This window comes from Catenibacterium sp., from assembly GCF_052354645.1.
Classification (GTDB): domain Bacteria; phylum Bacillota_I; class Bacilli_A; order Erysipelotrichales; family Coprobacillaceae; genus Catenibacterium; species Catenibacterium mitsuoka_A.
Genome location: NZ_DAWDDM010000118.1, coordinates 1 through 5980, shown reverse-complemented (window position 1 = coordinate 5980; position 5980 = coordinate 1). Strand labels below are relative to the sequence as shown.

6 protein-coding genes and 1 pseudogene are annotated in these 5980 nt (G+C 32.2%); 6 read left to right on the top strand and 1 reads right to left on the bottom strand.

Annotated elements, in window-relative coordinates:
• The 3 genes from ACT8VG_RS06465 to ACT8VG_RS06455 all read left to right on the top strand — a co-directional run.
• Positions 1–1052: ABC transporter ATP-binding protein (locus ACT8VG_RS06465; protein WP_444195440.1), on the top strand; the 1052-nt coding region annotated here is incomplete at its 5' end.
• Between the two features lie 118 nt (positions 1053–1170).
• Complete coding sequence (locus tag ACT8VG_RS06460) at positions 1171–1620, top strand: MarR family transcriptional regulator (RefSeq protein WP_444195439.1); 450 nt, start codon at positions 1171–1173, stop codon at positions 1618–1620.
• A 1-nt stretch (position 1621) separates the two neighbouring features.
• The gene (locus tag ACT8VG_RS06455) at positions 1622–2398 is read left to right on the top strand and encodes a sulfite exporter TauE/SafE family protein (protein WP_288209005.1); all 777 of its coding nucleotides are present in this window, start codon (positions 1622–1624) and stop codon (positions 2396–2398) included.
• Positions 2399–2439: 41 nt separating this feature from the next.
• On the opposite strand, the gene map is transcribed toward ACT8VG_RS06455, so the two are convergent.
• Positions 2440–3297, bottom strand: coding sequence for a type I methionyl aminopeptidase (gene map / locus ACT8VG_RS06450; RefSeq protein ID WP_040390289.1), 858 nt, complete (start codon positions 3295–3297; stop codon positions 2440–2442).
• Between the two features lie 86 nt (positions 3298–3383).
• Between map and ACT8VG_RS06445 the strand changes: the two genes are divergently transcribed.
• The 3 genes and pseudogenes from ACT8VG_RS06445 to ACT8VG_RS06435 all read left to right on the top strand — a co-directional run bounded on the left by ACT8VG_RS06445 (position 3384) and on the right by ACT8VG_RS06435 (position 5833).
• Positions 3384–4127: an EFR1 family ferrodoxin gene (locus tag ACT8VG_RS06445; protein WP_217106266.1), complete on the top strand. Its 744-nt coding sequence runs from the start codon at positions 3384–3386 to the stop codon at positions 4125–4127.
• A gap of 74 nt (positions 4128–4201) precedes the next feature.
• Positions 4202–4882 (top strand): annotated as a pseudogene (locus ACT8VG_RS06440) (AAA family ATPase); the annotation flags it as partial.
• Positions 4856–5833, top strand: a complete 978-nt coding sequence (locus ACT8VG_RS06435; protein WP_444195441.1) for a PD-(D/E)XK nuclease domain-containing protein — start codon at positions 4856–4858, stop codon at positions 5831–5833. The pseudogene ACT8VG_RS06440 and the gene ACT8VG_RS06435, both read left to right, overlap by 27 nt.
• Positions 5834–5980: the final 147 nt, after the last annotated feature.

Here is a 5980-nt window from a genome sequence, read left to right as displayed (position 1 = left end):
CTCATAAAGTAATAGATAACTTTGATCATGCAGATAATATATATGAAGAAAGTATGGAAAACTTTAGATATTGTGAAGGAATCATAGCTGGTTTTTCAACTTTATCATCACTTGGTGTAAGTGTTATGACAACACTTATATCACTCTATTTTGTCATCAAGAATCAAATTACTATTGGTGAAATGATGGCAATCACACAACTTGTAAATAATATTGCGAATCCTTTAGGACGATTATCTAGTGAACTTCCATTATTAAAGAGCACAAAACCTATTGAACTTAAATTAAAAGAATATATGGATATTAAAATGGTTCAAACTGGAATTAAAATAAATGGTCTAAATCAAATCACTATGGATCATATATCATTTGGTTATACTGAAAACAAAGAGATTATTCACGATTTTAGCTATGAATTTCTTAAAAATAAGAAGTATGCGATTGTCGGTAATAGTGGATGTGGGAAGTCCACTATCGTTAAGCTTCTTTTAAATTACTATGATAACTACAAAGGAAATATCCTTATCAATGATGTAAATCTCAATGAAATTGATATGAGTAGTGTTTACTCTCATTTATCCATGGTTCATCAAAATGCACCTATTCTCAATGATACACTAAGAAACAATATTACTTATTATAATGATTATTCAATAGAACAGGTTAATCAAATCGTACATGAGGCAGGATTAGATCATTTTGTAGAATCATTACCTGATGGATTAGATACTGTCATCAATGAAAATGGGAATAATATCTCTGGAGGAGAAAAACAGAGAATCAGTATTGCAAGAACTTTATTAAAGAATACAGATTTATTAATCTATGATGAACCCACATCTAACTTAGATCATGTAACCGCAAAAGAAGTAGAAAAGAATTTGTTGAATAGAAATAATACATGTATCATGATTACTCATAGATTAGAAGATAATCTATTAGAGAGATTCGATGAAATACTCGTACTAGATCATGGAACTATTGTAGAATCAGGTACTTTTAAAGATCTTCTAGATAGAAAAGGAGTATTCTACTCTTTGTATAAAGGATGAAAAGTAGGAGATATTCTTGTAATGTCTCCTATTTTTTTATCTGAAGACAAAATATAGTATCATTTATTGACTTCTTAGAGCATAAGATTATAATAGTTCATATATGAACTATCTAAATATGAAAGAAGGTAAGAGCATGTATTTTAATATAGAGTTTCCAAATAAAATGGTTCATGCATACAGTGTTATGTGTAAACCACTATGTCAAGAAATGAAATTACCACAAACAGCTTTTGATATATTGATGTTTTTATCGAATAATCCTCAATATAAGACAGCAAGAGATATTGTAGAAGTAAGAAAAATTAAAGCCAATCTTGTTTCTATAAATGTAGATAAACTTGTAAAAGAAGGGTATCTAGAAAGAAGAGAAGTGACAGGAGATCGCCGAAAGACAGAACTTGTATGTACTTCTCAGGCAGATTTTATTATAGAAAAAGGACGCTTAGTTCAGAAAACTTTTAAAGACACATTATTTAATAACATGGATGATTCTATGAAAGAAATATTATTTAAAGGTATAGAAATCATGGAAGATAATCTTGATAGGATATTGGAGGATCAATAATATGACAGTGTTAATGACTATTCTTGTTACGTTCTTTGCAGGTATGGGGGCAGGACTTGGTACTGGTTTTGCAGGTATGAGTGCTGCGGCTGTGATCAGTCCAATGTTGATTACTTTCTTAGGAATGGATCCTTATATGGCTGTAGGGATTGCTTTATCTTCAGATGTACTTGCAAGCGCAGCTTCAGCATATGAATACGGTAAAAACAAGAATCTAGATATTAGAAACGGTTTAATCATGATGGTTTCTGTATTATGTTTTACAGTAGTAGGAAGCTATATCTCTAGTTTAGTGCCAGCAGCCACTATGGGTAATTTCTCAGTCTTTATGACAATGCTTCTAGGTATAAAGTTTATTCTTAGACCAGTTATGACAACAAAAGAATCTATGGAAGCAGTCTCTCCTCAAAAAAGAGCTATTCAATCAGTAATCTGTGGTGTTATTATTGGTTTTATCTGTGGTTTCATTGGTGCAGGTGGAGGTATGATGATGCTTCTTATTCTTACTTCTGTATTAGGCTATGAACTTAAGACAGCAGTAGGAACAAGTGTCTTTATCATGACATTCACTGCCTTAACAGGAGCTGTATCTCATTTTGCGATTGGTGGGACACCTGACTGGGGTGTATGGATTCTATGTGTTATCTTTACATTCATTTGGGCAAGAATTGCAGCACGCTTTGCGAATAAAGCCACTCCAGAAACATTAAATAGAGTGACAGGTATTATCCTTGTTATATTAGGTATTGTGGTATTTGCATTCTCAATGTTAAAATAAAAAAAGTCTTCTTTACATTTGACGTAAAGAAGATTTTTTAATTACTTAGAAATAATTTCTACACCATCTTCTGTCACAAGAAGAGTATGTTCCCATTGTGCTGATAGTTTTCCATCATCTGTATAAACAGTCCAGTCATTATCAGTACCTAGATGGATATGACGTGTTCCCTGGTTAATCATTGGTTCAATCGTAAACACCATTCCAGGAACTATTAATACAGTCTTTTCTTTTGGTGTATAATGATATACATAAGGATCCTCATGCATGGCTTTTCCAATACCATGACCACAGAACTCTTCTACAACACTATATCCATTAGCATGGGCATGCTTTTCAATTGCTGTACCAATATCAGCAATAGTACTTTCCCAAGGCTTTACAGCCTTCATACCTTCTTCAAGGCATTCTTTAGTCACTTTTACTAGACGCTGTGCTTCTTCTGATACATGACCTAGCATAAACATTCTTGAAGCATCGGCATAATAGCCATTCACTCCAGTTGTAGCATCCACATTAATGATATCTCCATCCTGAAGTACATAATCTCCAGGAATACCATGACATACTTCATCATTGACAGAAGTACAGATACTCTTAGGATACCCTTCATAGTTTAAATCTGCAGAATAACCACCATGACTTGATGTATAAGCCACAGCCATATCATCAATATCCTGTGTTGTCATACCAATCTGGATATGTTCTTCAATATAGTCTAATAACCCATTATTGACAACAGCTGCTCTTTTAATAGCTTCAATCTGTTTCTCATTCTTAATCATTTTATGATTAGGAATAAGATAACCGTGTTTTTTATATTGTTTAAGCTTTTTATCAAAAGCTTCATGACAATCATGATAGTCTAACTGACTACCACACCAGCATTTTCTTTTCATTGCGTTACCTTCTTTCTTTACAAAGTATACACCATTTTTTTAAAAAATACATTGAAAGTTAGTCATATATAACAAGGAGTACACAAATGATTTATTATTTTACAGGAACAGGCAATAGTCGATATATTGCAAGAAAACTACATCAACAATTAAATGCAGATTATATAAGTATGAATACACTTATTAGAAATAATGACCATAGCTTACAGAATATCCAAGGAACATTGGTATTTGTCGTACCTACTTATGCCTGGAGAATACCTCGTATTGTCGAAGAATGGATTCTTCATACTCCTTTTAAGGATGTAGAGGAAGTCTATTTTGTGATGGATTGTGGGGGAAATATAGGCAATGCAGGTCATTATAATCAAGAACTATGTAAAGAAAAGGGGTTCAACTACAAAGGTACAATGGAAATCATTATGCCCGAAAACTATCTTGCCATGTTTGATACACCAGAAGATGAAGAAGCTCAAAGTATTATTAAACAGGCAGATCCTGTCATTAAACAAACCGCTTTCTATATCCACCAGCATTTACCTTTTCCCAATATGTCATTACAATTGAAAGACAAGTTCCAATCTTCTATTGTGAATACAGTTTTCTATCCACTTTTCGTGAAAGCAGGTGCTTTCTATAGTACGGATGAATGTATTGAATGTGGACTATGTGAGACACTTTGTCCATTACATAATATACAAATAAAAGATCATCGTCCTGTATGGGGTAAGGAATGTACGCATTGTATGGCATGTATTGCGAGATGTCCTAAAAAGGCGATAGAATATGGAAAGAAAAGTATAGGAAAGAACAGATATTATATTGACTAGGTACAACTTGATAGTTTATCGCTTATTCAACTAGATAGTTATGTTATAATAGTAGAAAAGAAAGGAGTGTCCATATGAGAAAAGCTATACCTTTAGGAGTAGTAGATTATGAAACCTTAAAGAATCAGAATTATTTTTTTATCGATAAAAGTATGATGATTTATGATTTTTTAATGAGAAAAAGTACTGTCACTCTTATTACTCGACCTAGAAGGTTTGGAAAAACAATCAATATGTCAATGATGTCTTAATTTTTTGATATTACTAAAGATTCTAAAGAAATATTCAAAGATACAAAAATTGTTGAAACAGAGTATATATCAGAAATGAATCAATATCCTACAATCTTCATTTCGTTCGCGAATGCGAAAAATGATAAATGGAATGTTGTAAAGGAAATTAAATTACAACTGCGTAAAGAATATGATCGATATGCTCATGTATTTGAACAAAAAATGACTGTATTTGAACAAAATGAATATGAATCTCTTGTACAAGGATTAATGACAAAAAATGATGGGATTCTAGATAATATTATCGATGCACTTTCTTTTTTGATGGAACGATTAGAGAAATACTACCACAAAAAAGTAATGGTATTCATAGATGAATATGACACACCTTTTATTGAAGCTCATGTTGGAGGATATTATGAAGAGTTGCGAGGGGGATTATCTTCTCTGCTTCATAATGCATTAAAGACATCTACGAGTCTACATTATGCAATGATGACTGGTATTCAAAGAGTTGCGAAAGAGAACATCTTCAGCGATTTGAATAATCTGGTTGTATGTACAGTAAAAGATCCAGAATATTCTCAATACTTTGGCTTTACAGAAGAAGAAACGAAGCAAACATTAGAATATTATGATTTATCACTCAATGATGAAGTGAAATCTATGTATGATGGATATCATTTTGGAGAACATGATATCTATAATCCATGGTCTATCTTGAATTATGCTTCTAGAAAAGTATTAGAGCCTTATTGGGTGAATACGAGCAGTAATACAATGATTAAAAAAGCAATATCTAGCAGTGATGAAGCTTTTGAGAGAGGCTATGAGGAGCTTATTCGAAATGGTAAACTCGAAACCACTGTAAAAATGGACACGAGCTTTTTTGAAGTAAACAATACAGAAAACTTGTGGGGTCTTTTGGTTAATGCTGGATATCTCACATTACACAAAACAATATCTATTCAAGATAGCCTGTATATCATAAAAATTCCTAATCAAGAAGTTCAATTAGAGTTTAGAAAACTTACAGCCTATCATTTGAAAGCGACTGAAACAGATCTGACAGTACTATTCAATTCATTGAAACGTTGTAGAAAAGAAGATTTTGAAGATAGATATCGAAAGATTCTACTCACATTACCTTCTTATCATGATTTGAAAGATGAAAATAGTTATCACATGATGCTGCTTGGAATGTGTGCCTGGCTTTCTAGTGAGTATGAAGTAATCAGTAATCGAGAAGTAGGAAAGGGAAGATGTGATATCATACTAAAATCCAAGAAAAATCAAATATCATATATTCTAGAATTTAAGTATACAAATGATAGTTCAGTTGATTTGAAACAACTCGCAAAATCAGCAATAGATCAAATTAACAGTAGAAGATATGATAGTGATTTAAGTGGAACAGTGATTCGCATAGGACTAGCACATTATCAAAAAAATGTAGAAATTGAATGGCAATAAGAATATCGGATATTATTTCTGATATTCTTTTTTCTATGAAAAAGAGCTGTAACGCTTAAGTATTCGTTACAGCCTTTCACAAGTATTTTCCAATTTTACTGTTCTTATTCTGTTTGATTTCTTCTACAGGTCCCGTCGCAATAATAT

What these genes read in the sequence shown, in the direction of transcription:
- ACT8VG_RS06460 (WP_444195439.1), top strand. Translation starts at nt 1,171, where the DNA reads ATGAAAGAAGGTAAGAGCATGTATTTTAATATAGAGTTTCCAAATAAA.
- map (WP_040390289.1), bottom strand. Translation starts at nt 3,297, where the DNA reads ATGAAAAGAAAATGCTGGTGTGGTAGTCAGTTAGACTATCATGATTGT.
- ACT8VG_RS06445 (WP_217106266.1), top strand. Translation starts at nt 3,384, where the DNA reads ATGATTTATTATTTTACAGGAACAGGCAATAGTCGATATATTGCAAGA.
- ACT8VG_RS06455 (WP_288209005.1), top strand. Translation starts at nt 1,622, where the DNA reads ATGACAGTGTTAATGACTATTCTTGTTACGTTCTTTGCAGGTATGGGG.
- ACT8VG_RS06435 (WP_444195441.1), top strand. Translation starts at nt 4,856, where the DNA reads ATGACTGGTATTCAAAGAGTTGCGAAAGAGAACATCTTCAGCGATTTG.